General features: G+C 69.4%; 18 protein-coding genes. 15 read left to right on the forward strand and 3 right to left on the reverse strand.

What is annotated here, in order from left to right; genetic code table 11:
• Positions 1-144 precede the first annotated feature (144 nt).
• From VZL07_RS14780 to VZL07_RS14795, 4 genes are all read left to right on the forward strand, one after another.
• Positions 145-3,549, forward strand: a complete 3,405-nt coding sequence (locus tag VZL07_RS14780; protein WP_426756173.1) for an amidohydrolase family protein — start codon at positions 145-147, stop codon at positions 3,547-3,549.
• Between the two features lie 48 nt (positions 3,550-3,597).
• Entirely contained in the window at positions 3,598-4,062 is a 465-nt protein-coding gene (locus VZL07_RS14785) for a macro domain-containing protein (RefSeq protein ID WP_426756174.1), read from the forward strand.
• Positions 4,063-4,128: 66 nt separating this feature from the next.
• Complete coding sequence (locus VZL07_RS14790; RefSeq protein WP_426756175.1) at positions 4,129-4,707, forward strand: hypothetical protein; 579 nt, start codon at positions 4,129-4,131, stop codon at positions 4,705-4,707.
• A gap of 188 nt (positions 4,708-4,895) precedes the next feature.
• A complete protein-coding gene (locus tag VZL07_RS14795) occupies positions 4,896-6,098 on the forward strand; it encodes a hypothetical protein (protein ID WP_426756176.1) in 1,203 nt (400 codons plus the stop codon).
• 56 nt (positions 6,099-6,154) lie between these two features.
• On the opposite strand, the gene VZL07_RS14800 is transcribed toward VZL07_RS14795, so the two are convergent.
• Positions 6,155-7,033, reverse strand: a complete 879-nt coding sequence (locus VZL07_RS14800) for an SDR family oxidoreductase (RefSeq protein ID WP_426756177.1) — start codon at positions 7,031-7,033, stop codon at positions 6,155-6,157.
• 44 nt (positions 7,034-7,077) lie between these two features.
• Positions 7,078-7,746 (reverse strand): TetR/AcrR family transcriptional regulator, encoded by a 669-nt coding sequence (locus VZL07_RS14805; protein ID WP_426756178.1) that lies wholly within the window; start codon positions 7,744-7,746, stop codon positions 7,078-7,080.
• Positions 7,747-7,810: 64 nt separating this feature from the next.
• On the opposite strand from VZL07_RS14805, the gene VZL07_RS14810 reads away from it, so the two are divergent.
• From VZL07_RS14810 to VZL07_RS14820, 3 genes are read left to right on the forward strand one after another with little or no spacing between them, the layout of a single operon-like run.
• Entirely contained in the window at positions 7,811-9,520 is a 1,710-nt protein-coding gene (locus VZL07_RS14810; protein ID WP_426756179.1) for an acyclic terpene utilization AtuA family protein, read from the forward strand.
• Between the two features lie 5 nt (positions 9,521-9,525).
• Positions 9,526-11,142, forward strand: a complete 1,617-nt coding sequence (locus VZL07_RS14815; protein ID WP_426756180.1) for an acyl-CoA carboxylase subunit beta — start codon at positions 9,526-9,528, stop codon at positions 11,140-11,142.
• Between the two features lie 14 nt (positions 11,143-11,156).
• Positions 11,157-13,151 (forward strand): acetyl-CoA carboxylase biotin carboxylase subunit, encoded by a 1,995-nt coding sequence (locus VZL07_RS14820; RefSeq protein WP_426756181.1) that lies wholly within the window; start codon positions 11,157-11,159, stop codon positions 13,149-13,151.
• Between the two features lie 10 nt (positions 13,152-13,161).
• On the opposite strand, the gene VZL07_RS14825 is transcribed toward VZL07_RS14820, so the two are convergent.
• On the reverse strand, positions 13,162-14,379 hold the full coding sequence (locus VZL07_RS14825) for an MFS transporter (protein WP_426756182.1): 1,218 nt from the start codon (positions 14,377-14,379) through the stop codon (positions 13,162-13,164).
• A 62-nt stretch (positions 14,380-14,441) separates the two neighbouring features.
• Here VZL07_RS14825 and VZL07_RS14830 point away from each other — a divergent pair, with 62 nt between their 5' ends.
• From VZL07_RS14830 to VZL07_RS14865, 8 genes are all read left to right on the forward strand, one after another.
• Positions 14,442-15,458 carry an isopenicillin N synthase family dioxygenase gene (locus tag VZL07_RS14830; protein ID WP_426756183.1) on the forward strand — a complete coding sequence of 339 codons (1,017 nt, stop codon included), beginning with the start codon at positions 14,442-14,444 and terminating at the stop codon, positions 15,456-15,458.
• A gap of 95 nt (positions 15,459-15,553) precedes the next feature.
• Positions 15,554-16,327: an SDR family NAD(P)-dependent oxidoreductase gene (locus tag VZL07_RS14835; RefSeq protein ID WP_426756184.1), complete on the forward strand. Its 774-nt coding sequence runs from the start codon at positions 15,554-15,556 to the stop codon at positions 16,325-16,327.
• Positions 16,328-16,354: 27 nt separating this feature from the next.
• A complete protein-coding gene (locus VZL07_RS14840; RefSeq protein WP_426756185.1) occupies positions 16,355-17,554 on the forward strand; it encodes an acyl-CoA dehydrogenase family protein in 1,200 nt (399 codons plus the stop codon).
• Between the two features lie 3 nt (positions 17,555-17,557).
• Positions 17,558-18,574: a phosphotransferase family protein gene (locus VZL07_RS14845; protein ID WP_426756186.1), complete on the forward strand. Its 1,017-nt coding sequence runs from the start codon at positions 17,558-17,560 to the stop codon at positions 18,572-18,574.
• Complete coding sequence (locus VZL07_RS14850) at positions 18,567-18,941, forward strand: DUF6285 domain-containing protein (RefSeq protein WP_426756187.1); 375 nt, start codon at positions 18,567-18,569, stop codon at positions 18,939-18,941. Before VZL07_RS14845 ends, VZL07_RS14850 begins: the two co-directional genes overlap by 8 nt.
• Before the next feature lie 282 nt (positions 18,942-19,223).
• A complete protein-coding gene (locus VZL07_RS14855; protein WP_426756188.1) occupies positions 19,224-19,757 on the forward strand; it encodes a TetR/AcrR family transcriptional regulator in 534 nt (177 codons plus the stop codon).
• Positions 19,758-20,071: 314 nt separating this feature from the next.
• Positions 20,072-21,091, forward strand: a complete 1,020-nt coding sequence (locus VZL07_RS14860) for an efflux RND transporter periplasmic adaptor subunit (RefSeq protein WP_426756189.1) — start codon at positions 20,072-20,074, stop codon at positions 21,089-21,091.
• Positions 21,092-21,104: 13 nt separating this feature from the next.
• Positions 21,105-24,245, forward strand: coding sequence for a multidrug efflux RND transporter permease subunit (locus tag VZL07_RS14865; RefSeq protein ID WP_426756190.1), 3,141 nt, complete (start codon positions 21,105-21,107; stop codon positions 24,243-24,245).
• The last annotated feature ends 2 nt before the right edge of the window (positions 24,246-24,247 follow it).

Genomic DNA, 24,247 nt, shown 5'->3' on the forward strand with positions numbered 1-24,247 from the left:
AGTCGATGGTGCTCGACGGGCGCGAGCTTACACGGCCCGGAAGAGGCTCGCCTGTCCGCCTGTTCATGGCCGGCACCCATCGGCCCCCCGGGGCCGGATAGTCTCCGCCACCCGACACACTGTTTTTCCTCACGAGGACTTCTGGTGAAACGACTGACCTCCTCCCTCCTCGCCGCGCTGCTGATGCCCGCCGCGTCGCTGGCCACGCAGCAGGCTCCGGCGAATCCTCCCGCGGTCCGGCAGGACCCGCCGCGGCCGGCTCCCGACACGAAGGACGCCGCGCGCGACGCGGCCCGCGCCGCCGAGGTGGACACCCCCCGCCCGCCTTCCGGTGAGGCCGCGCAGAAGGCGGAGAAGGACGGCGCGGACACCTGGAAGGTGGACGCACCGGGCTTCCCCTCGCGGCAGGTGAGCATCGACGTCACCGAGGGCACGTGGATGAACGTGGACGTCAGCCCGCGCGGAGACGAAATCGTCTTCGACCTGCTGGGGGACCTCTACGTGCTGCCCATGGGCGGCGGCGAGGCGAAGGCGCTGACGTCCGGCGTCGCGTGGGACATGCAGCCGCGCTTCAGCCCGGACGGGAAGCACATCGTCTTCACCAGCGACCGGGGAGGCGGCGACAACATCTGGGTGATGAACCGCGACGGCTCGAACGCGCGCGCGGTGACGGAGGAGAAGTTCCGCCTGCTCAACAGCCCCGCGTGGAGCCCGGACGGCCAGTTCATCGTGGCGCGCAAGCACTTCACCGCGCGGCGCTCGCTGGGCGCGGGCGAGGTGTGGATGTACCACCGCTCCGGCGGCGAGGGCGTGCAGCTCACCGAGCGCACCAACGACCAGAAAGATCTGGGCGAGCCCGCCTTCTCCCCCGAAGGGCGCTACGTCTACTTCAGCCAGGACGTCACGCCGGGGAAGACGTTCGAATACAACAAGGACCCCAACGGCCAGATTTACGTCATCCAGCGTCTGGACTTGGAGACGAAGGAAATCGACCCCTTCGTCACCGGGCCGGGCGGCTCCATCCGCCCCACGCCGTCGCGTGACGGCAAGCAGCTGGCGTTCGTCCGCCGCGTGCGCGGCAAGAGCGTGCTCTACGTCACCGACGTGGCGTCCGGCGCGGAGCGCCCGCTGTACGACGGGCTCGACCGGGACATGCAGGAGACGTGGGCCATCCACGGCGTGTACCCGACCATGGCGTGGACGCCGGACAACAAGTCGATTGTGTTCTGGGCGGGCGGCAAGCTTCAGCGTGTCGACGTGGCCACGAAGAAGGTGACGCCCATTCCCTTCCGCGTGAGGGGCACGCGCACGATTTTCGAGGCCGTGCGCAGTCCGCAGGCGGTGGCCCCCGAGCGCTTCAACACGAAGATGCTGCGCTGGGTACAGGTGTCCCCGAAGGGGGACCGCGTGGTGTACCAGTCGCTGGGCAAGCTGTACGTGAAGGAGCTCCCGGCGGGCACGCCCCGGCGCCTGACGAAGCAGAACGACCACTTCGAGTTCTACCCGTCGTTCTCCCGGGACGGGCGCTCCATCGTCTACACGACGTGGGACGACGAGAAGATGGGCAGCATCCGCGTGGTGTCCGCCACGGGGGGCGAGGGCAAGGTGCTGACGAAGAACCCGGGCTACTACGTGGAGCCCGCGCTCAGCCCCGACGGCAAGACGCTGGTGTATCGCGCGTCGGGGGATGGCTACCTGATGCCCGGCCTGTGGAGCCGGAACACGGGCCTGTTCGCCATGCCCGCGAGCGGCGGGACCCCGCGGCGCCTGGCGCGTGACGGTGAGCAGCCGCACTTCGGCGCGCGCCCGGACCGCGTGTACTTCCTGCACGTGGAGCACAAGGAGAAGGAGGACGTCCGCTCGCTGAAGAGCATCGGGCTGGACGGGGGCGAGGAGCGCACGCACCTGACGAGCGCCGAGGCCACCGAGATGCGCGTCTCGCCGAACGAGCAGTGGGTGGCGTTCCGCGAGAACTTCAATGCCTACATCGTCCCGTTCGTGCTGGGCGCGAAGTCGGCCACGGTGGGGCCGAGCGCGAAGGCGCTGCCGCTGGCGAAGGTGAGCCGCGACGCGGGCGAGTACCTGCACTGGTCCGGAGACAGCCAGCGCCTGCACTGGGCGCTGGGGCCCGAGCTCTACACGCGCGCGCTGAAGGACAGCTTCGCGTTCATCGACGGCGCGCCGGAGAAGCTGCCGGAGGCGCCGGAGAAGGGCGTGGACATCTCCTTCCCGGTGAAGGCGGACGTGCCGGAGGGCACGCTGGCGCTGGTGGGAGGCCGCGTCATCACCATGAAGGGTGACGAGGTCCTCGAGCAGGGCGTGGTGGTGGTGAAGGGCAACCGCATCGTCGCGGTGGGGCCGGTGGGCAAGGTCCAGGTGCCGTCCGGGGCGAAGGTGGTGGACGTGAAGGGCAAGACGCTGATGCCCGGCCTCATCGACGTGCACTGGCACGGGGCCATGGGCATGGACGGGCTGATGCCCGAGCAGAGCTGGGTACATGCGGCGTCCCTGGCCTTCGGCGTGACGACGCTGCACGACCCGTCGAACTCCTCGGAAGAGGTGTTCGCCGCCAGCGAGCTGGCGCGGGCGGGTGGCGTGGTGGCGCCGCGCATCTTCTCCACGGGCACCATCCTCTACGGCGCGTCCGGCGCGGGCTACCGCGCGCCCATCGAGACGGTGGACGACGCCCGCTCGCACCTGCGGCGGATGAAGGCCATGGGGGCCTTCAGCGTGAAGAGCTACAACCAGCCGCGCCGGGACCAGCGGCAGAAGGTGCTCCAGGCGGCGCGCGAGCTGGACATGCTCGTGGTGCCGGAAGGGGGCTCGCTGCTCCAGCACAACCTGACCATGGTGGTGGACGGGCACACGGGCGTGGAGCACGCGATTCCGGTGGCGCGCATCTACGCGGACGTGAAGCAGCTGTGGGGCAAGAGCGGCACGGGCTACACGCCGACGCTGGGCGTGGCCTACGGCGGCGTCTGGGGTGAGAACTACTGGTACCAGAAGACGAACGTGTGGGAGGACGAGCGGCTGTTGTCCTTCGTCCCGCGCCGGGTGGTGGACGCGCGCAGCCGCCGGCCCATGCACGTGCCGGAGGACGAGTTCGGCCACTTCGCCGCCGCCACGGTGGCACGCGAGCTGAGTGACGCGGGGGTGAGCGTGCAGCTCGGCGCGCATGGCCAGCGCGAGGGCCTGGCGGCGCACTGGGAGGTCTGGATGTTCGGCCAGGGAGGCATGAAGCCGTTGCAGGCGCTGCGCTCGGCGACGCTGAGCGGGGCGCGCTACCTGGGGCTGGACGGGGAGATTGGCTCGCTGGAGGAGGGCAAGCTGGCGGACCTCATCGTGCTGGATGGCAATCCCTTGCAGGACCTGAAGCACAGCCGCTCGGTGCGCTACACCATGGTGAACGGACGCCTGTACGACGCGGCCACGCTCAACGAGGTGGGGACGCGCCAGCGCAAGCGCGCGAAGTTCTTCTTCGAGAAGGACGGGAACGAAGGCTGGAGCCCCAAGGCCACGGCGCACACGCACACGCACACGTGCGACTGAGCGCTTCAGTACGCTCCTCCGAGGCGGGCTGGCGCTAGAGTTCGCGCCATGCCCGTCTCCGTCGTCGAAGGCGACCTGCTCGACCAGCCCGTGGAAGCCATCGTCAACGCCTGGAACCGGAACATCATCCCCTGGTGGCTGCTGCTGCCGCAGGGGGTGTCCGGGGCCATCAAGCGCCAGGGCGGGGTGGCACCCTTCCGTGAGGTCGCGAAGGCCGGGCCCATGCCGCTGGGCTCGGCCGTGGTGACCTCCGCCGGGCGGTTGTCGTTCAAAGCCATCATCCATGTGGCGGGCATCAACATGCTCTGGCGGGCCTCGGAGCGCTCCATCCAGGACTCCGTCCGCAATGCCTTGTCCAAGGCGCGCGAGCACGGATTGCACTCCGTGGCCTTCCCCGTCATTGGCGCGGGCTCCGGCGGCTTCGACGAAGCGCGTGCCCTCGAACTGATGCGCCAGGTCCTGGACGCGGAAGCCGGTGCCCTCGACGTGCGCATCGTGCGCTTCCGGCCATAGCCCCGGCAGGTGGATGTGGATGCAGGGGCCCGGGTCGAGCTGTTCCAACGAGATAGGACTGAAGTGATGATTCGATTCTTCAAGAAGAAGAAGCCGGGTCTCATCGTGCTCTCCTTGAATGCGCGACTCCAACCCATGGACCGTGCCGAGTTGGAGGATGCCTTCGGCGAGGTTGCCGAAACGCTGGGACTGGGCGCACGCGTCACTGGCGGAGGAACGCTGCTGACGCCCGATGGGGAGGTCGAGCGTTGCGACATTGAGGTCGAACTGGATGACTACTCGCGTGAGCAGGCGGAGAAGGTTGCGGATGTCGTGCTGAAGATGCTGGCGCCGAAGGGCTCCGAGGTCATCCTGCCCGACGATGAGGGCTCGTTCCCGTTTGGCTCAGATGAAGGGTTGGGACTGTACCTGAACGGCACGGACCTGCCCGCGGAGGTCTATGCCTCGTGCGACAGCAATCACGTCTACGACGAGTGCGAGCGCCTGCTGGGCGAGGAGGGCATGATTCACAGCCACTGGCAGGGCCCCACGGAAACGGCGCTCTACATGTACGGCCGCAGTTACGAAGAGATGCTGGCCAGAATCAGTGGATTCCTCGCCGAATATCCCCTGTGCCAGAAGTGCCGCGTCGTTCGGCTTGCCTGAGGCGTTGCTCCATCGGGCCGGGTGAGGCCCACCTGCCCCGGCGCGAAAGCCAATAGGCATCACCACGAAAGAACGTGTCAGAGGCTGAAGCGGCCGGCTGTTCGATGTCAGACCATCCAGTTAATACTCGCTTTGCCTCGAATCCATCGAGGCAATCCGAGTCGGCCGGGACAACTGGAATAGACCTCATGACGAATCGACGTTCTGGAGTTGCATTTGCAGGCAAGTGGCGCTGGAGTGTGGCGTTGCTGACCGCGGTGGTGGGCTGTGGTGTCCCCGAGACGCCGGCTGACCCGCCGCCTGCCGCCGAGCAGGAGACGCTGAGCGAGCTGGAGGCGAAGGCGTCCCTGCTCACGCCGCCCGCCGGATGTACCGAAATCACGATGGGCGAGCTGACGAACGGCATCGAGCGGACGCCGGTGCAGTACGAGCGGCAGCCGACGTACGTCGGCACCTTCTCCGACCAGGGGGACCCGGCGGTCGCGGACGTCGCCCGCATCCGCCTGGACGTGAACACGCAGGTGGGCATCCACGACCTGTCCGCCGGAGGCACCAACCTCTTCTCGTGCGAGCAGTGCGTCTGGGGCGTGCAGGACTCCGGCAGCTCGACGCAGAAGACCTTCGTGGCGGAGTCGGGCTGGCTCGTGCTCCTGGCCAAGCTGTCGCCTCAGCAGTCGTTCGGTGTGCTGACCGACGTCACCCTGCGCGAGTCCGTGGCCGCGCCTCCACAGGGGGCGCCCTACACGGGCACCGCGCCTGTGACGGGCGGCGAGTGCCGGTGGATCCGCATGGCGCTGTGGGACACCATCCGCCCCGGTGGGTGTGACCCGCGCGAGGGCTCGCCGACGGCGAACATCCCCGGCCACACCTGCGTGGCCACCAACCGCGCCGCGGACGACGGCACGCTGGAGCAGTCGCTCGGCACCAAGACGCACGGCGAGGCCTGCACGTACACGGCGCCCGCCAGCGAGGGCGAGCTCGCGACCACGGACTGCGCGGAGGGCTACGCCTGTACCTCGGCGTGGGGCTCGCCACGCAAGTGCATGGCCACGTGCGACTACATGGCCGCCGACCCCGGCTGCCCCACGGGCACCGTGTGCGGCGTCCAGGGCCTGTGCCAGGAGCAGGCCATCCTGCAGTCGTCGGGTTTCGAGTTCGACACCGCGCTCATCGGTGAGGAATGCACCCTGCCGTTCGCCGAGTTCTGCGGCACGGAAGGCGCGCGTGGCGTCTGCGCGAACGTGACGGGCTCCGGACCGGCCTACTGCTACCGCTACGCCCGCGCCCGCTCGGAGTGCGGCCCCGGTGAGGAGCTGGGCTTCGTGTCCTACCCGCTCTCGGGTGGTGGCTTCGACCGCACCTACGGCTTCTGCTACCCGGACGGCCTCTGAGAGGGCCGTGCCCCGCTTCCGCGCAGCGCTGGCGGAAGCGGGGTGTCGTTTGCCGCCTACTCCTTCGACTCACCACTGAGGATGCGCGGCGCCGTCGCGCGGTGGAAGCCCTCGTAGGGCTTGGACGCGGTGGTCTCCTCCAAGGGGAAAATCTTGGTGTTGCACGACGCACCGCCGTCAATCTTGATGACCTCGCCGGTGATGAAGGCCGCGGCGTCGGTGAGCAGGAAGACGATGGCGGCGCTCACCTCGGACTCGGTGGCGAGCCGCTGCAGCGGCACCTCCTTCTTGAGGAGGGGAATCATCGCCTTCACGCCCTCGTCCTTGTAGCTGTCCATGCCGCTGGAGGCCACCCAGCCGGGCGCCACGGCATTCACGCGCACGCCCGACGCGGCCCACTCCACCGCCGCCGTCTGCGTCAGGTTGAGCATGCCCATGCGCGCCGCGCCGGAGTGCCCCATGCCCGGCATGCCGCCCCACGAATCCGCGAGCATGTTGACGATGGCGCCGCCATGGCTGCTCATGGACTGGAGATAGACTTCCCGCGCCATCAGGAAGCCGCCGGTGAGGTTGGTGGACACCACGGCGTCGAAGCCCTTCTTGGAGATGGCAGACAGCGGCGAGGGGAACTGCCCGCCCGCGTTGTTGACCAGGCCATGGATGGGGCCGTGCGCGGCGACGATGCGCGCCACGGTGGCCTTCACGCCTTCCTCGTCGCGGATGTCGAGCACCTCGAAGGACACCTTGCCGCCGTCCTCCTGGATTTCCCGCGCGACGGCCTCCAGCTTCTCGGGCTTGCGGCCCACCAGGACGACGTTGGCGCCCAGCGCGGCCAGCTCGTGCGCGGTGCAGCGGCCAATGCCACTGCCGCCGCCGGTGACGACGATGGTGCGATTGCTGAAACAGCCCGGTGCGAAGAGAGAGCGGTAGCCCATGTCAGCTCCTGATGTGGCGGTCGTTCGTGTGAAGCCTTCGGTCCTCAGGCCCGCTGCGAGCGCCGGGCGCTCAGGGCCTTCTCCAGCGTGAGGGACCAGCGGTGCAGGACCTTCTTCCTGCGCGCGCTGTCGTCGCGAAGCAGGTTCGCCAGCGCGAGCCCGCGGATGAGGTCCAGCGTGGCCTGAACCAGCTCGCGCACCTCCGCGTCGCTGTCATCCACGCCGAGCAGCTGCACCGTCAGCCGGTGGAACTCGCGGCCCACGCGCGCCTCCAACGGGGCCAGCTGCGCGCGCAGCTCCGCGTCCGCCACGGCGGCCACCCAGAGCTGCACCGCCGCGGTGAAGACAGGGCTGAGATAGATGCCGGCGAGCATGTGGAGGATGGTCTCCGTGCGCCGCGCGTCGGCCGGAAGCTGGGCGGCCTTGCGGATGACCGCCTCCACCTGCTGATGCCCCACGTACTCCACGGCGGCCGCCACCAGGTCGGCCCGGGTGGGGAAGTGGTGCTGACAGGCACCTCGGGACACACCCGCGCGCTCGGCGATGACCGTCATGGTCGCGCCCGCCCAGCCCAGCTCGGAGAGCGCGCCAATGGCCGCCTCCATCAGCCGCTGGCGCGTGACGCGGCTGCGCTCCTGCTCCTGCCTGCCCGTGGTGCCGGATGCCTCACTCACCCGGCCAGGATGCGAGTCAAGGGTTAAAAAAGCAAGCACGCTTGCTTTTTTAGAGACGCCTGCCCAGACTCACGCGTCCTCCTTGCTGCCGGATGGAGAGCTCATGCCTGCGTCCCCCCTGCGTGTCGGCAATGCCTCGGGCTTCTATGGAGACCGCTTCTCGGCGGTCCGGGAGATGCTCGAGGGCGGCCAGCTCGACGTCCTGACTGGCGACTACCTGGCCGAGCTGACGATGCTGATTCTGGGCCGGGACCGGATGAAGGACCCCGCCACCGGCTACGCCAAGACCTTCCTCCGGCAGATGGAGCAGTGTCTGGCCCTGGTGGTGGAGAAGAAGGTCAAGGTCGTCGCCAACGCGGGCGGATTGAATCCCGCGGGCCTGGCCGCCGCGCTGCGCGAGGTCGCCGCGAAGCTGGGTGTGAAGGTGAAGGTGGCGCACGTGGAGGGCGATGACCTCTCCGCCCAGGCGGACGCCTTGGGCCTGGGCTCGCCACTCACCGCGAACGCGTACCTGGGCGGGTGGGGCATCGCGGCGTGCCTGCGCGCCGGGGCGGACATCGTCGTCACCGGTCGGGTGACGGATGCCTCCCTGGTGGTGGGACCGGCGGCGGCGCACTTCGGCTGGAAGGTGGATGATTGGGACAAGCTCGCGGGGGCCATGGTCGCCGGCCACGTGCTGGAGTGCGGCACGCAGGCCACGGGCGGCAACTACGCCTTCTTCACGGAGCTGGACGCGCGGCGTCCCGGCTTCCCGCTGGCGGAGCTTCACGAGGACGGCAGCAGCGTCATCACCAAGCACGCGGGCACGGGCGGCGCGGTGACAGTGGACACGGTGCTGGCGCAGCTCGTCTACGAAATCACCGGGGCAAGGTACGCGGGCCCGGACGCGACGGCGCGCTTCGACACCATCGCTCTGGCTGCGGATGGCAAGGACCGCGTCCGCATCTCTGGCGTGCGCGGCGAGCCGCCTCCGCCCACCGTGAAGGTGTGCCTCAACCACCTGGGTGGCTACCGGAACGAGGCGACGTTCATCCTGGTGGGGCTGGACATCGAGGAGAAGGCACGGCTGGCGCGCGAGCAGCTGGAGGCGGCGCTGACGCGCAAGCCGAAGGAGCTCCACTGGACGCTGGTGCGGACGGACCGCGAGGACGCGGCCACCGAGGAGCAGGCCGCCGCCTTCCTGCGCGTGGTGGCGAAGGACCCGGACCCGAAGGTCGTGGGCCGGGCCTTCAGCGGCGCGGCCGTGGAGCTGGCGCTGGGCAGCTACCCCGGCTTCACGATGACGGCGCCCCCATCGGACGGCGCGCCGTATGGCGTCTACACGCCGGCCTATGTCGAGGCGGGGCGTGTCGAGCACGTCGCCGTCCTCGAGGACGGGACGCGCACCGTCATCGCGCCGCCGGCTGAGTCGCATGACCTGGAGACGGTGGAGCCGCCACCGCTGCCGCCGCCACCGCCGGAAGGCCCCACGCGCCGCGCGCCGCTGGGGCGCATCGTCGCCGCGCGGAGCGGTGACAAGGGCGGCACCGCGAACATCGGCGTCTGGGCGCGCACGGACGAGGCCTGGCGGTGGCTGGCGCATGCGCTCACGGAGGCGAAGCTGCGGGAGCTGCTCCCCGAGGCGGCGCCGCTGCGCATCGAGCGCCACGTCTTCCCCAACCTCCGGGGGCTGAACTTCGTCATCGACGGGATGCTGGGGGAGGGCGTCTCCTCGTCCACGCGCTTCGACCCGCAGGGCAAGGCGCTGGGCGAGTGGCTGCGCTCGCGGCACATGGACATTCCCGAGGCGCTGCTGCGCGAAGGGCAGGAGTGAGACCGATGCCACGAATCACCTCGCGAATCGACCCTGGCTCCGAGTCGTTCAAGGCCAACCGCGCGGACATGCTGGCCCGGGTCGCGGAGCTGCGCGACATCGAGGCGAAGGTCCGTAACACCGAGAATCAGGCGCGCGAGAAGTTCCACAAGCGCGGGCAGCTGCTGCCTCGCGAGCGGCTGATGTTGTTGCTCGACCGGGGCTCGCCGTTCCTGGAGCTGTCCACGCTGTGCGGCTACGGCTACCACGATGACAGCGACGGCTCGCTGGCGGGCGGCAACAGCATCGTCGGCATCGGCTACGTGTCCGGGGTGCGGTGCATCGTCTTCGTGAACAACTCGGCCATCAAGGGTGGCACCGCGTCGCCGTGGGGCGTGCAGAAGGCGCTGCGCGCCCAGGCGCTGGCGCTGGAGAACAAGCTGCCCCTGGTGTCGCTGGTGGAGAGCGGCGGCGCCAACCTGATGTACCAGCAGGAAATCTTCATCCCCGGCGGGGAGACCTTCTACAACCAGGCGAAGCTGTCGGCGGCGGGCATCCCCCAGGTGACGGTGGTGCACGGCTCCAGCACGGCGGGCGGCGCGTACCTGCCGGGCCTGTCCGACTACGTGGTGATGGTGAAGAAGAAGGCGAAGGTCTTCCTCGCGGGTCCGCCGCTGCTGAAGGCGGCCACGGGGGAAATCGCCACGGACGAGGAACTGGGCGGCGCGGAGATGCACGCCACGGTGGCGGGCACGGCGGACTACCTGGCGGAGGACGACGCCGACGGCATCCGCATCGCGCGGGAAATCGTGGCGAAGCTCGGGTGGAACGCGCAGCTCCCGCCCGCCGAGCGCCCCGCCTATGCCGAGCCTTTCTACTCCCCGGACGAGCTCTGCGGCGCCGTTCCCGTGGACTACCGCAAGCCCTACGACTGCCGCGAGGTCATCGCGCGCATCGTGGACGGCTCGGAGTTCACCGGCTTCAAGGACGCGTACGACGCGCACACCGTCTGCGGCTGGGCGACCCTCTACGGTCATCCGCTGGGCATCATCGGCAACAACGGGCCCATCTCGCCCCACGGTGCCACGAAGGCGGCGCAGTTCATCCAGCTCTGCTGCCAGAAGGACACGCCCATCCTCTATCTCCAGAACACCACGGGGTACCTGGTGGGCACGCAGCCGGAGCAGGGCGGCATCGTGAAGCACGGCGCGAAGATGATTCAGGCCGTGGCCAACGCGACGGTGCCGCAGCTCACGGTGCTGATTGGCGGTTCGTTCGGCGCGGGCAACTACGGCATGTGCGGCCGTCCCTTCCATCCGCGCTTCATCTTCGGCTGGCCCAACGCGCGCACGGCCGTCATGGGCGGCGAGCAGGCGGCGAAGGTGATGTCCATCGTCTTCGGGGAGAAGCTGGCCCGGCAGGGGCAGGCGGTGGACGAGGCGCAAATCAAGGCGTTCTGCCAGCCCATCATCGACCAGTTCGACAAGGAGTCGCACCCGTTCAACGGCAGCGCGCGGATGTTCGACGACGGGCTCATCGACCCGCGTGACACGCGGCGGGTGCTCGGGTTCGCGCTGTCGGTGTGCCGGGAGGCGAAGCGGCGGCAGGTCCATCCCAACACGTTCGGCGTCGCGCGGCTGTGAGAGGAGCGGACACGATGGAGCGTTTCAAGAAGGTCCTCATCGCGAACCGTGGCGAGATTGCCGTCCGGGTGATTCGGACGTGCCAGCGGCTGGGCTACCGCACCGTGGCGGTGTTCTCCGAGGCGGACCGCTCGGCGCCGCACGTGCTGGCCGCGGACGAGGCCGTGCCCATTGGCCCGTCCCCGGCGAAGGAGTCCTATCTCGTCATCGGGAAGATTCTCGAGGCGGCGAAGGCGTCCGGCGCGGAGGCCATCCACCCGGGCTACGGCTTCCTGTCGGAGAACGCGGACTTCGCGCGCGCCTGCCGGGACGCGGGCCGGGTGTTCATCGGCCCGGAGCCCGAGGCCATCACCCTGATGGGGAACAAGCGCCAGGCGAAGCTGCGCATGATTGCGGCGGGCGTGCCCTGCATCCCCGGCTACGAGGCGTCCGACCTGGACGACGAGGCGCTGGCGGTGGAGGGCGAGCGCATCGGCTTCCCGCTGATGGTCAAGGCGGCGGCGGGTGGTGGCGGCCGGGGCATGCGGCTGGTGCACGAGGCGTCGCAGCTTCGCGCGGCCCTGCGCGCGGCGCGCTCCGAGGCGACGAATGCCTTCGGAAGCGGAGAGCTCATCCTCGAGAAGGCCGTCATCGACGCGCGCCATGTGGAGGTCCAGGTCTTCGCGGACGCGCACGGCAACGTCGTGCATCTGGGAGAGCGGGACTGCTCGGTGCAGCGCCGGCACCAGAAGATCGTGGAGGAGAGCCCCTCACCGGCGGTGAGCCCGGCGCTGCGCGCGCGCATGGGCGAGGTGGCGGTGGCCGCGGCCCGGGCCATTGGCTACCGGGGGGCGGGGACCCTCGAGTTCCTGCTCGCGCCGAGCGGCGACTTCTACTTCATGGAGATGAACACGCGGCTCCAGGTGGAGCACCCGGTGACGGAGCTGATTACCGGGCTGGACCTGGTGGAGTGGCAGCTCCGCGTGGCCGCGGGGGAGAAGCTCCCCCGGACGCAGGAGGAGATTGCCGCGTCGGGGCACGCCATCGAGGTTCGCCTCTGCGCGGAGGACCCGGCGAAGGGCTATGCGCCCCAGGCCGGGCGGCTGCTGGCGTGGGAGCTGCCCGCGCGCGAAGGCGTGCGCATCGACCACGGCGTGCGCGAGGGACAGGAGATTCCGCCCTTCTATGACTCCATGCAGGCGAAGGTGATTGCGCAGGGTCCGGACCGGGAGACGACCCGCCGGCGGCTGGTGGAGGCGCTGCGCGAGCTGACGGTGTTCGGCGTCACCACCAACAAGAACCTGCTGCTGTACGTGCTGGAGCACCCGGCGTTCCGCTCGGGGGAGTACGACACGGCGTTCATCGCGAAGCACGCACCGGCGTCGGAGGTGGAGGGGCTGTATCACGCGGACGCGAAGGTCCGCGCGCTCGCGGCGGCGGTGCTGTTCCACGACGAGGGCCTGAAGCTGGCGGACACGGCCGGCCTGGATGCATCCCTGGTGAACTGGAACACGGCGTACCGCCACCCCGTGCGGATGAAGCTGGCGAGCCGGGGCGCCGAGGAGGACGTCATCGTCCAGCCCGTGTCCTCGGAGGGCTACACGGTGAAGGTGCAAGACGCGTCCTTCGACGTCACCGTGCTGGGCCTGAACGGAAGCGGGCTCGACTTCTCCAGCGGCGGGACGCGAGGACGCGCGCGTTACCGGCGGGACGGGGACACGCTCTGGCTGGACCTGGGCGCGGGCGCGCACGCCGTCACGGACGTGACGTTCCGCCCGCCGTCGAAGTCGGATGGCGTCGGAAGCGGACGACTGGCGGCGCCGATGGATGGACGCATCCTTCGCGTGGACACGCAGGTGGGCGCGGCGGTGAAGAAGGGCGACGTCCTCGTGGTCCTGGAGGCCATGAAGATGGAGTTCCAGGTCGTGGCGGATGTCACGGGCACCGTCTCGGAGCTCAACGTGTCCGTGGGCAGCCAGGTGAAGGCGCGGCAGCTCCTCGTCGCGTTGGCGGCGGAGAAGTCGGCCTGAGCGGTGGGAATCAGCTCCGCGCCATTTCCGACTCCGGCGCGGAGCCCCTGGGCCCTCGCTTGAGCAGCAGCAGGGCCAGGACACACAGCGCGGCGCCCGCGGCGCAAACCCCCGTCCAGCCCCAGCGCGTCCACGCGAAGGTGCCCAGCCACGAGCCCGTGGCGCCTCCGGCGAAGTACGTCACCATGTAGAGGGTGTTGAGCCGGTTGCGGGCCTCGGGGCGCAGGGAGTACACGCGCGTCTGGTTGGAAATCTGGTTCGCCTGGACGCCCAGGTCCAGGAGCACCACGCCCAGCGCCATGCCCCACAGCCAGCGGCCCAGAGGCCACATCACGACGAAGGACAGCAGCAGCACGACGAGGGCCACGGCGTTGATGCGACGGTCTCCGCGCTTGTCGGCGTAGCGGCCCACCAGCGGGGCCGCCGCGGCGCCCACCACGCCCACCACCCCGAAGAGCCCCGCCACCTGCGCGTCGTACCGCTGCGGCAGGCTCTGGAGGTACAGCGCCAGCGTGGACCAGAAGACGCTGAACGCGCCGAAGCTGAGCGCGCCCAGCACCGCGTGCATCCGCAGGACGGGCTCCGTGCGTGCCAGGTGGACGAGCGAGCGCAGCAGCTGTGGATACGGCATCGAGGCCATGGGCGGCTGCGAGGGCAGGGTGAAGCGCAGCACCCCCGCCAGCACGAGCATCAGCCCCGCCGCAATCCAGAACATGGTGCGCCAGCCCAGGTGCGTCCCCACGAAGCCCGCGGCCGTCCGGGACAGGAGGATGCCCATGAGCACGCCGCTCATGACGGTGCCCACCACCCGGCCTCGCTGCGCCGCGGGGGCCAGGTGCGCGGCAAAGGGCGCGAGGAGCTGGGGGATGATGGTGGTGGCGCCCACGAGGAAGCTCGTGGCCACCAGCCAGTGCAGGTTCGGCGCGAGCGCCACCCCCACGAGCGCCAGCGCCACCAGCACGTTCATGGTGACGATGACCCGTCGCCGCTCCAGGCTGTCGCCCAGCGGGACGATGAAGAGCATGCCCACGGCGTAGCCTACCTGCGTCAGCATGGGCACCAGCCCGAGCGCGCTCCCCGAGGCGCCCAGGGCCGCGCCGATGTCTCCCAGCAGGGGCTGGTTGTAGTAGAGGTTCGCGACGGTCGCTCCCGCGGCCGCGGCCATGAGCCACACGAGCCCGGTGGACAGGGGGGGGTGAGGGGATTCCGTGGGGGAATGCGTCGTCATGGAGGCAGGCGGACTCTCGCGCCGCACCCTCTCGGGGTCCAGACCTGTGTAGGCTCGCGGGAATGCCAGGACCGGATTCCGCACAGGGCGGCTTGCCCGTCATCGACATGGCGTCGCTGTTCGACGCGTCCCGCACCACCGAGCGTGCCCAGGTCGCACGTGAAATCGAACAGGCCTGTCGAGACACGGGTTTCTTCTACGTCACCGGCCACGGCGTGCCCGACGAGGTGCTCGCCCGGATGGAGCGGGAGAGCCGGCGCTTCTTCGCGCTGCCTCAAGCGGTGAAGGAGACCATCTCCATGGCGAGGGGCGGGGTCGCCTGGCGGGGATGGTTTCCCCTGGGCGGCGAGCTGACCTCGGGACGGCCCGACCGCAAGGAAGGGCTCTACCTGGGCACGGAGCTGGGGAGCGAACACCCGCGGGTGAAGGCCGGCTGGCCGCTGCACGGCGCGAACCTGTGGCCCGCGCAGGTGCCGGAGCTGCGCCCGGCGGTGCTCGACTACATGGCGGCCTGCACCCGCGCGGCGCACGCGCTGATGGAGGGCGTGGCGCTGAGCCTGGGCCTGGACGCGGACTACTTCCAGCGGCACTACACGGCGGACCCGACGGTGCTCTTCCGCATCTTCCACTACCCCGCGGAGCCCGAGCGCTCCGAGGAACAATGGGGCGTGGGCGAGCACACCGACTACGGTCTGCTCACGCTGCTGTACCAGGACGAGCACGGTGGCTTGCAGGTGAAGTCGCCGCGCGGCTGGGTGGAGGCACCGCCCCTGCCGGGAACGTTGGTCTGCAACGTGGGTGACATGCTCGACCGGATGACGGGCGGCTGGTACCGCTCCACACCGCATCGGGTGAAGAACATCAGTGGAAAGAGCCGGCTGTCCTTCCCGCTGTTCTTCGACCCGGACTTCGTGGCCGAGGTCCAACCCCTGCCCTGCGCCACCCGCGTGGATGTGGATGCAGACCGCGCGCGCCGCTGGGATGGCGCCAGCGTGCATGCCTACCGGGGCACCTACGGCGACTACCTGCTGAGCAAGGTGTCCAAGGTGTTTCCGGAGCTGGGCCAGCGGGTGTTGTAGGTCGAATATTGGCATAGTGCCAACAACGTCATGGACGGCCCCGAGAGGCTTTCCTAAGCTCCACCCGTCTGGTCTGGGGTTTCCGGAGGTTCTCCATGAAGCCGTCTGCCTTTGACCTGGGTGGTCGCCGTGCGTTGGTAACGGGTGCTTCCGGAGGGCTGGGATTGCACTTCGCCGAGGTGCTGGCCCAGGCGGGTGCGGAGGTCGTGCTGGCGGCCCGCCGCATGGACACCCTGGCCGCCGAGGTCGAGCGCCTGCGCGGCCTGGGCCTGCGGGCCCACGCCGTCTCCCTGGACGTGACGCAGGCCGAGTCCGTCAGCGCGGCGGTGGCCGAGGCCGAGGCCCTGACCGGGGGCGTGGTGGACGTGCTGGTGAACAACGCGGGCGTGTCCGGCCAGCACTTCTTCCTCCAGGTGGAAGAGGCGGAGTGGGACACGGTGGTCGACACCAACCTCAAGGGCGCCTACCTCGTGGCCCGCGCGGTCGCCCGCCGGCTGACGGAGCGCGGGGCACCCGGCAGCATCATCAATGTCGCGTCCATCCTGGGCCTGCGCGTGAGCGGCTCGGTGTCGCCGTACTGCGCGTCCAAGGCGGGATTGATTCACCTCACCAAGGCCATGGCGCTCGAGCTGGCGCGACACCGCATTCGCGTGAATGCCCTGGCGCCCGGCTACATCGAGACGGACTTCAACCGGGTGTTCTTCGCAGGGGAGGCCGCGAAGAAGCTGGTGTCGCGCATCCCCTTCCGCAGGCTGGGGCAGATGCAGGAGCTGGATGGACCGCTGCTGCTCCTGGCCTCGGACGCCGGCAGTTACATGAGTGGCAGCGTGCTGGAGGTGGATGGCGGCCACCTCTGCTCCACGCTGTGAGTCCACGCGGTTTCCCTGGAGCCTCTGATGGATTTCTCCCTGCCCCCCGAGGTCGAGGACTACCGCCTGCGTGTGCGGGCCTTCGTCGAGCAGCACGTGCTGCCGCTGGAGAAGCAGCCCGAGGTCTTCGATGCGCACGAGAACATCCGCGAGGACGTGGTGGCCCGCGTGCGCGCGCGGGCTCGGGCCGAAGGGCTGTGGGCCTTCCAGATGCCGAAGGCGCGGGGTGGGCAGGGGCTGGGCGTGGTGGGGATGGCGGCCTGCTACGAAGAGGCCGCGCGCTCGCCCTTCGGGCCGGTGATGTTCAACGCCGCGCCGCCCGATGACGGCAACATGATTCTGCTGGAGAAGGTCCTCCGGACGGAGGCGCTGAAGCAGCGCTGGTTGCAGCCCATCATCGACGGCACGGTGCGCTCGGCGTTCGCGATGACGGAGCCGCAGGGCTGCGGCTCCGACCCGTCCCTCACCTACACGAAGGCCACGCGGCGTGGCGACACGTGGGTCGTCACCGGCCGCAAGTGGTTCATCACGGGGGCGGAAGGGGCCCAGCACTTCGTTCTGGTGGCGCGCACGTCCGACGACGCGCGCAAGGGGCTCACCGCCTTCCTGTTCGACGCGAGCCAGCCGGGCTGGCGCATCGAGCGGCGCATTCCCATCATGGGGCCGGAGGAGCATGGTGGGCACTGCGAAATCGTCTTCGACGGCCTGGAGATTCCGGACGAGCACCGCCTGCTGGAGGTGGGGGATGGCCTCAAGGTGACGCAGATTCGGCTCGGCACGGCGCGCCTCACGCACTGCATGCGCTGGCTGGGCCTGTCCAAGCGGTGCCTGGAAGAGGCGGGCGAATACGTGTCGAAGCGCATGAGCTTCGGGGTGACGCTGGCGCAGCACGAAGGCGTGCAGTGGATGCTGGGCGACGCCGCCAAGGACATCCACATTGGCCGGCTGCTCACCATGAGCGCCGCCTGGAAGCTGGACCAGGGCGACTTCGCCCGAACGGACATCTCCATCGCGAAGATTCACGTCGCGGACACCCTGCACAAGGCGGCGGACACGGCCATCCAGTTGCTGGGCGCGCGGGGCTACTCCAGGGACACGATTGTCGAGTGGATCTACCGCTACGCCCGGCAGGCCCGGCTGGTGGACGGCGCCAGCGAGGTGCACAAGCAGGTGCTGTCGCGCGCGTACCTGGCGGAGGGGCCCGGCTTCTTCAAGTGGGGCGTGTGACGCATGCAAGAGGCACAGCGACACGCGCTGGAGCGCTTCCTGGCGGAGAAGGCGGGCGCCACCGCGGCGCGAATCGAGGACGCGCGGCTGCTGTCGGGCGGTGCCATCCAGGAGAACTGGCTGCTGTCGGCCACCCTCACCGGCGGTCCGCACGCGGGCGTGCTGGAGTGCGTGGTGCGCGCGGACGCACCTTCGGGGGTCGCCGTGTCGCACAGCCGCGCGCAGGAGTTCGCCCTGCTGGGGGAAGCCTTCCGCGCCGGCGTGACGGTCCCCGAGCCGCTGTGGCTGGGTGATGCGTCCGTGCTGGGCCGGGATTTCTTCGTGATGCGCAAGGCGCGAGGGACGGCCGCGGCGCACCGGCTGATGAAGGAGCCCCACCTGGGCGGGGACCGGGAGCGGCTGGTGGAGCGCATCGGCGAGGAGATGGCGCGGCTGCATGCCATCCGCCCGCCGGTGGAGCGCCTGTCATTCCTGCCGATGCCCGTGAGCTCTCCGGCGTTGGAGGGCGTGAAGGTGTTCAGGGACTTCCTGGACGGACATCACACGGCGTTTCCGGCACTGGAGTGGGGCATCCGCTGGCTGGAGCGGCACGCGCCCGAGACGGCGGAGCCGGTGCTGGCGCATCGCGACTTCCGCACGGGCAATTACATGGTGGATGAGGCGGGGCTCACGGCCGTGCTGGACTGGGAGTTCGCGGCCTGGTCGGACCCGCTGGAGGACCTGGGCTGGTTCTGCGCGCGTTGCTGGCGCTTCGGCCAGCCCGACAAGGAGGCGGGCGGTATCGGCTCGCGGGAGGCACTGTTCCGTGGCTACGAGCGCGTGAGCGGGCGCCGTCTCGAGCGCGAGGCGGTGTTCTACTGGGAAGTATACGCGCACGTGCGGTGGGCCGTGATTGCGGTGCAGCAGGGAGAGCGCCACGTGTCCGGCCACGAGCCGTCGCTGGAGCTGGCGCTGACGGCGCACATCGTGCCGGAGCTGGAGCTGGAGATTCTCCGGATGACGGGAGGACAGCATGCGTGAACGCCCGGATGGCGCGGAGCTGCTGGCGATTGCCCGCGAGGTGCTGCACAAGGAGCTGCTGCCCGTGCTGCCTGCCGACAAGGCCTACAGCGCGCGGATGATTGCCAACGCCATGGGCATCGCCGAGCGCCAGCTCCGGAGTGGTGGCGGACCCCAGGAGGAGGAGCGAAGGGCGCTGTCCGCGTTGCTCGGGCGCGGCGGCGAGCTGTCGGCGCTGACCCGTGAGTTCGCGGCGCGGATTCGCCAGGGCATGTTCGACGACAGTGTCGAGGCTCGCAGGTTGTTGTGGGAGTCCACGGTGCAGCGTGTCCGCGAGAGCGCCCCGAAGGCATTGGCCACCGATGCGCGAGCGCCATCGGTTCGTTGACGGCGTCCATGCTTCGTGATTGAGGAAGCCGCCCGGCACCGAGGTGCCACCAGGCCACGATTGCCGTGAGCGCGTTCAAGTGGGTGCCGCCGTTTGCCCGGGGCCTGGTGTGCGACCTCCGGGGTGCGGTGGGTGCTTGAGGCATTGGCCCGGGCCTTCACGGATGTAAGTGCTTGAAAGGAGGCCATTTCAGGGCCTCTCAAATGAAAGTTGAAAAGAATCCGGCCGGACGGCATGTTTCGCGGCGTGACGAGCGCCCACCAACGCAAGAAGCAGCCCGACGTGATTCGCGCACAGCTGCTGCGTGCGGCGCTCGAGCTCGTCACGCAAGGGGGAACCCAGGCGGTGACGCTCGAAGCCGTCGCCTCGCTCGCGGGTGTGACGAAGGGAGGACTCCAGCACCACTTTCGGAGCAAGCAGCTCCTGCTGGACGCGCTGTTCGAGGAGATGAACCGGCAGTTCGTCGACTCCTTCCATGAGCACATCGCGAACGACCCGGACGCTCATGGCCGGGAGGCCCGCGCGTACCTCCGCGCGATGGTCGCCAGCCCCGCCAGCGACCAGGAGAACCGGGGGCTGAGAACGTTGATCGGCAGCATGATGGTCGAGCCCGAGCTTCGCGAGCGATGGAACTGTAGTTGGCAGGAGGACCTCAAGCTGGGGCCCGGTGATGTCAGCCCGCAGGACATCAACGCCATCATCTGTCGGCTGGCCACCGATGGCCTGTGGCTCGCGGACCTCCTCGAGGACAAGGGGATGGGCCCTGAAGTCAGAGCCGCTGTCATTCGCAGGCTCGAGGAGCTCACCCGGGAGTAGGTCCCCCGCCTCGCCGTCAGTGTGATTCCAACTTATTGACGCCGTGGCCAACGGCTTATCCGGTGCGTGCGCTCGCGCGGGTCCGCTTGTCACGTCGTCGTCTCTCGATTCGTCCCAGGCGTCATGTCATCTGCGCCGGAGCAGATGGCGCTTCATTCCCTGGAGTCCGGCGACCCAGGGCGCGGTTTGGTGTGAAAGTAATGACATTTCCTACTCATCGGTCGACGAGTCTGTTCCTCGCGTGGACGCTGCTTCCGTTGCTTGCTTGTGACAGCAATCAAGAGGCGGCTGCCTTTGCTCCCCCAGTGCAAGAGGTGGCCACGCTGAAAGTGCAAGGGGAGCCCGTCGTCCTGCATGACGAGTTTCCCGGGCGTGTTGCCGCCTTCCGGGTCGCCGAGGTCCGTCCGCAGGTCGGAGGGCTCGTGCGCGGCCGCCATTTCTCCGAGGGCGACTCGGTGCAGAAGGGGCAGCCGCTCTACAACCTGGAGGCGGCGGTGTTCCGCGCGAGCGTGGCGGGCGCGGCGGCCGCCCATTCGGCCAGTGAGGCCAGCAAGCTCCAGGCGGAGCTCCACGCGAGCCGCATCCAGGCCCTCTTCGAGCAGGGAGCGAGCACCCAGCAGGCGCTCGATGATGCCCGCGCGGCGCTCGCCATCGCGAACGCGGAGGTGGCGCGGGCCCGCGCGGCGCTCGACCGGGCCCGTATCGACCTCGACTACGCCACGATTACCGCGCCCATCTCGGGGCGTATCGGCATCTCCCAGGTCAACGAGGGGGCCCTGGTGGGCCCCACGGATGCGGCGCCGATGAGCGTCATCCAGCAGATTGACCGCGTCTACGTCGACATCAAGTCTCCCGCGGAGCGCGCGGCGTCCCTGCAGACCGCCCAGGGTGGCGAGGGAGCCGAGGTCATCCTGCTCTCCTCGTCCGGTACGCCCTATCCCGAGCGAGGCCGGGTCCAGTTCTCCGACATCACGGTGGACCCCGGGTCTGGCGAGCGCACGGTGCGCGTGCTGGTCCCCAACGAGAAGCAGCAGCTCCTGCCGGGCATGTTCGTCCGGGCGCGCGTGGTGCTCGGAGAGGTTCCGGATGCGCTCCTGGTGCCACAGCAGGCCGTGCTCCACGACGCCGCTGGCAAGGCCCAGCTCTTCATCGTCCGGGAGAACAACACCGCCGAGCAGCGCAAGGTGCGCGTCGGGCGAATCATCGATGGGCGCTACGTCGTCGAAGAGGGCCTCTCCGCGGGCGAGCGCGTCGTCGTCGAGGGGCAGGACCGACTCGCGCCAGACCTTCCAGTAACCCCCGTCGAGTGGCAGCACGCCGCGACCGCACGCTGAACTGGAGTGAGCCGTGCCTCGATTCTTCATCGACCGCCCAGTGTTCGCCTGGGTGATTGCCATCTTCATCGTGCTCGCCGGAGCCATCTCGATTCCGCGGCTTCCCATCGAGCGCTATCCCACCATCGCGCCGCCGAGCGTGACGATTACCGCCACCTATCCCGGCGCCACGCCCGCGGCGATGAACGACAGCGTCGTCTCGCTGATTGAGCGCGGCCTGTCGGGTGTGAAGAACATCCTGTACTTCGAGTCGTCGAGCGACACCTCGGGCGTCGCGCAAATCGTGGTGACGTTCGCGCCCGGGACGGACCCCGACCTGGCGCAGGTCGACATCCAGAACCGCCTCAAGACGGTCGAGTCGCGGCTGCCGCAGATGGTCCGGCAGCTCGGGCTCCAGGTGGAGACGACCACCACCAACTTCCTGCTCTTCGCCACCGTCGTGTCGAACGACGGCCGCTACGACGAAGCGGCGCTGGGAGACTTCCTGAGCCGGAACGTGGTCGAGGACCTGCGCCGCGTCCCGGGCGTGGGCCGCGTGCAGCTCTTCACGCCGTCACTCGCGCTGCGCGTCTGGCTGGACCCCGAGCGGCTCACCTCCTATGGCATCTCCGTCGAGGAGGTCGCCGCCGCGATTCGCGCGCAGAACGCGGAGGCTTCGCCCGGGCGGCTGGGGGACATGCCCGCGGTGCCGGGCCAGCGCGTCACGACGCCCCTGATGCTCCAGGGCCAGCTCGAGGACGTCGCCGACTTCGAGCGGGTCATCCTCCGGGCCAACCCGGATGGCTCGAGCGTGCTGCTCAAGGACGTCGCCAAGGTCGAGCTGGGGCCGCAGAGCTACGCCACGGGCACCCGGCAGAACGGCAAGCGCGCCGCCACGTTCGGCGTCCAGCTCGCGCCGGGGGCCAACGCGCTCGATACCTCGGAGCGCGTCCGGGAGCGGATGGAGGACCTGTCACGGGCCTTCCCCGCGGGCGTGGAGTACACGATTCCCTACGACGCGGCGCCCTTCGTGCGCATCTCCATCGTGCAGGTCGTCCGGACCTTCTTCGAGGCGATGCTGCTCGTCTTCGCGGTGATGTACCTCTTCCTGCAGAGCGTGCGTTACACGCTGATTCCGGCCATCGTCGCGCCCATCGCGCTGCTGGGGACCTTCGCGGTGATGCTGGCCTCGGGGTTCTCCATCAACGTCCTGACGATGTTCGGCATGGTGCTGGCCATTGGCATCATCGTCGACGACGCCATCGTCGTGGTCGAGAACGTCGAGCGCCTCATGGCGGAGGAGGGCCTGTCTCCCGTCGAGGCGACCAAGAAGGCGATGCGGGAAATCACGGGCGCCGTCATCGGCATCACCCTGGTGCTCACCTCCGTGTTCATCCCCATGGCGTTCGCCACGGGCTCCGTCGGCACCATCTACCGGCAGTTCAGCCTGGCGATGGCGGTGTCGATTCTCTTCTCGGCGTTCCTCGCGCTCACGCTCACGCCCGCGCTCTGCGCCACGCTGCTGCGTCCGGTGGAGCCCGGCCACGCGGGAGCGCGCCGCGGCTTCTTCGGAGGCTTCAACCGGCTCCTGGAGCGGGCGACGGGGCGGTACGCGCGATGGACCCGGGTCATCGTCGGGCGCCTGGGCCGGGCGTTCTTCGCCTATGCCGCCGTGGTGGCGATGGTCGCCCTGGCGTTCTGGCGTCTGCCGGGAGCCTTCTTCCCGGAAGAGGACCAGGGCTTCTTCAACGCCGCGGTGCAGCTCCCCGCGGACGCGACGGCCGAGCGGACCAACACCGTGCTCAAGGAGCTGGAGACCTACCTGGGCGAGCGCGAGGACATCAAGGACGTCCTGACCATCCAGGGCTTTGGCTTCTTCGGCTCGGGCGCGAACGCGGGCCTCATGTTCGTGATGCTGGACGACTGGAAGGAGCGCAAGGGCTCGACCGCGGCCGCCGAGGTGGCCGCCGCCAACGCGCGCTTCGGCGCACAGCGGGAGGGCATGGTGTTCAACGTCCTTCCGCCGTCGGTGGACGGGCTCGGCAACAGCGCGGGCTTCGCGATGCGGCTGGAGGACCGTGCCGGGCACGGCATGGAGGCGCTCAACAAGGCCATGAACCACGTCCTCGGCCGCGCCGCGGAGAGCAAGGTCATCGCCTTCCCGTACCAGGAGGGCTTGCCGGACGGCTCGACGGTGCGAATCCAGGTCGACCGCGAGCGCGCCGCCGCGCTGGGGGTGTCCTTCGCGGAAATCAACTCGGTCATCTCCACCGCGCTGGGGTCGACCTACGTCAACGACTTCCCCAACAAGGGCTACATGCAGCAAATCATCCTCCAGGCGCGCGCGGAGTCCCGCATGCAGGTGGAGGACGTGCTCCAGTTGCCCGTCCGGAACGTGCGCGGGCAGATGGTGCCCCTGTCCTCGGTGGCCGAGCCCGTCTGGGAGCGAGGCCCCATGCAGCTCGTCCGCTACAACGGCTACCCCGCCGTGCGCATCGCCGGGGCGGCGGCGCCGGGCTACAGCAGCGGTGACGCCATGGCGGAGATGGAGCGCATCGCCTCGGAGCTGCCGCCGGGCTTCGCGGTGGAGTGGACGGGCCTCTCCTACCAGGAGCGGCTCTCCGGCTCGGAGGCGCCCATCCTCCTGGCGCTGTCCATGCTCGTCGTCTTCCTGGTGCTGGCGGCGCTCTACGAGAGCTGGTCGATTCCGCTGTCGGTCATGCTCGTGGTGCCGCTGGGGCTCATCGGCGCGCTGGGCGCCGTGCTGGCCGTGGGGCTGATGAACGACATCTTCTTCAAGGTGGGGCTCATCACCATCATCGGCCTGTCCGCGAAGAACGCGATTCTCATCGTCGAGTTCGCGAAGCAGCTGGAGGACCAGGGGCGCTCACCCGTCGAGGCCGCCGTCGAGGCCGCGCGGCTGCGCTTCCGTCCCATCCTGATGACGTCGCTCGCGTTCGCGCTCGGCGTGGTGCCGCTGGTGGTGGCCAGCGGCGCGAGCGCGGAGACCCAGCGCGCGATTGGCACCGGCGTGTTCGGCGGGATGGTGTCGGGCACCGTCCTCGCCATCCTGCTGGTGCCCGCCTTCTACGTCGCGGTGCGGCGCCTGCTCGGGCACCGCGCGCCCGCGGCGCAGGCGTCCTTCGTGAGCCCCGCGCCCGCGGAGAACGGCTAGCG

It is taken from the genome of Pseudomyxococcus flavus (assembly GCF_050038885.1).
In the GTDB taxonomy this organism is placed as follows: Bacteria; Myxococcota; Myxococcia; order Myxococcales; family Myxococcaceae; genus Myxococcus; species Myxococcus flavus.

What these genes read in the sequence shown, in the direction of transcription:
- VZL07_RS14785 (WP_426756174.1), top strand. Translation starts at nt 3,598, where the DNA reads ATGCCCGTCTCCGTCGTCGAAGGCGACCTGCTCGACCAGCCCGTGGAA.
- VZL07_RS14790 (WP_426756175.1), top strand. Translation starts at nt 4,129, where the DNA reads ATGATTCGATTCTTCAAGAAGAAGAAGCCGGGTCTCATCGTGCTCTCC.
- VZL07_RS14795 (WP_426756176.1), top strand. Translation starts at nt 4,896, where the DNA reads ATGACGAATCGACGTTCTGGAGTTGCATTTGCAGGCAAGTGGCGCTGG.
- VZL07_RS14800 (WP_426756177.1), bottom strand. Translation starts at nt 7,033, where the DNA reads ATGGGCTACCGCTCTCTCTTCGCACCGGGCTGTTTCAGCAATCGCACC.
- VZL07_RS14810 (WP_426756179.1), top strand. Translation starts at nt 7,811, where the DNA reads ATGCCTGCGTCCCCCCTGCGTGTCGGCAATGCCTCGGGCTTCTATGGA.
- VZL07_RS14815 (WP_426756180.1), top strand. Translation starts at nt 9,526, where the DNA reads ATGCCACGAATCACCTCGCGAATCGACCCTGGCTCCGAGTCGTTCAAG.
- VZL07_RS14820 (WP_426756181.1), top strand. Translation starts at nt 11,157, where the DNA reads ATGGAGCGTTTCAAGAAGGTCCTCATCGCGAACCGTGGCGAGATTGCC.
- VZL07_RS14825 (WP_426756182.1), bottom strand. Translation starts at nt 14,379, where the DNA reads ATGACGACGCATTCCCCCACGGAATCCCCTCACCCCCCCCTGTCCACC.
- VZL07_RS14830 (WP_426756183.1), top strand. Translation starts at nt 14,442, where the DNA reads ATGCCAGGACCGGATTCCGCACAGGGCGGCTTGCCCGTCATCGACATG.
- VZL07_RS14835 (WP_426756184.1), top strand. Translation starts at nt 15,554, where the DNA reads ATGAAGCCGTCTGCCTTTGACCTGGGTGGTCGCCGTGCGTTGGTAACG.
- VZL07_RS14840 (WP_426756185.1), top strand. Translation starts at nt 16,355, where the DNA reads ATGGATTTCTCCCTGCCCCCCGAGGTCGAGGACTACCGCCTGCGTGTG.
- VZL07_RS14845 (WP_426756186.1), top strand. Translation starts at nt 17,558, where the DNA reads ATGCAAGAGGCACAGCGACACGCGCTGGAGCGCTTCCTGGCGGAGAAG.
- VZL07_RS14850 (WP_426756187.1), top strand. Translation starts at nt 18,567, where the DNA reads ATGCGTGAACGCCCGGATGGCGCGGAGCTGCTGGCGATTGCCCGCGAG.